The sequence below is a fragment of the Protofrankia sp. CiP1_Cm_nod3 genome, from assembly GCF_982290655.1.
Map to the genome: position 1 here is coordinate 3,919 of NZ_CEVIVD010000102.1, position 1,549 is coordinate 5,467.

General features: G+C 74.0%; 1 protein-coding gene. It reads left to right on the forward strand.

Annotated elements, in window-relative coordinates:
• The first annotated feature begins 78 nt into the window (after positions 1 to 78).
• Positions 79 to 1,515 carry a M16 family metallopeptidase gene (locus AC5LUJ_RS17500; protein ID WP_250290083.1) on the forward strand — a complete coding sequence of 479 codons (1,437 nt, stop codon included), beginning with the start codon at positions 79 to 81 and terminating at the stop codon, positions 1,513 to 1,515.
• Positions 1,516 to 1,549: the final 34 nt, after the last annotated feature.

The window sequence follows — 1,549 nt, forward strand, 5'->3', positions numbered from 1 at the left end:
TGCTCCCAGGGCTACCGTCGCTCCCGCAGGCACCACGCGCCCGCCGGGCAGGCCGTCATCGCAGAACAGGAGGTCGCGGTGAGCGCCGCAACCATTGGGAAAGCATCCGGCGACGCTCCGGGGGCCGGGGCGTCGCCGTCCGTCATCCCGCCGGTGGCCACGACCGTGGCGGCCGAGCTCCCCACGGTCGCCGAGCGGACCCTACCCGGTGGCCTGCGGGTGCTGGTGGTCCGGCGGACGACCGTGCCCCTGGTGGAGGTGCGGCTGCGCATCCCGTTCACCGGCCTGGGCGCGGCCCATCAGGCACGCGGTGAGCTGCTCGCCGAGACCCTGTTCACCGGGACGCAGCTGCGTGACCGGGTGGAGCTCGCCACCGTCGTGCAGTCCCTCGGCGGCGCGCTGTCGACCTGGGTGGACGCCGACCGTCTCGCGATCGTCGGCTCCGCGCTCGCGACCAACCTCGTCCCGCTGCTGGACCTGATCGCGGAGGTGCTGACCGGCGCGACGTACCCCAGCGGCGAGTTCGCCGGTGAACGCGACCGGCTGGTCGAGGAAGCCACGATCGCCCACAGCCAGCCGGCGTTGATCGCCCGGGAGGGCCTGCTGCGCCGGCTGTACGGCGACCACCCCTACGGCAGCGAGACACCGGTGCCGGACGTGGTCTCCCAGGTGACCGAGGCCGACGTGCGGACGCTGCACGCCGCGCGCGTGTCACCGGTGGGCGCGGTGCTCACGCTCGTCGGCGACGTGGAGCCGCAGGCCGCGCTCGAGCGGGTGGAGGCGGTCCTCGGCGACTGGCGGGGGACGGCCGCCGACGCGGTGCCGCCGCTGCCGGCCCTGCGCACCGGCCCTGTCGTGATCATCAACCGGCCCGGCGCGGTGCAGACGAACATCCGCATCGGTGGCCCGGCGGTAGACCGCCACCACCCCGCCTATGCCGCGCAGCGGCTGGCCAGCACCATCTTCGGCGGCTACTTCAGCTCGCGGCTGGTGTCGAACATCCGGGAGGACAAGGGCTACACCTACTCGCCGCGCAGTTCGCTCGACTACCCGGTCGCGGGCTCCCGGTTCACGGTGACCGCGGACGTGGCGACCGACGTGACCGGCCCCGCGCTGCTCGAGATCTTCTACGAGCTCGGCCGGATGGCGCTGCTGCCGGTGTCGGACGAGGAGCTCGACGCGGCCCGCCAGTACGCGATCGGGACGCTGGCGCTGTCCACGGCGACCGGGGTGGGGCTCGCCTCCACCCTGTCGGCGCTGGCCGGCGCGGGGATCGGCGTCGGGTACCTGCACGACCATCCCGCGGCGCTGGCGAAGGTGACAGCGCGGGACGTGTTGGAGATCTCGGCGCAGGTGTTCGCGCCGACACGTCTGGTCACCGTCCTGGTCGGGGACGCGGAGAAGATCGCGGCCGAGGTGGGGGCGATCACCGAGATCGCCCCCGAGGTCGTCGCCCCCGGGACCGTCACCACAGCCGCTGACAAGGCCACCGCCAGCGAGGCCGCTGCCACCTGAACCGGCCGTCCGACCGGGCGGCCGTCCGACCGGG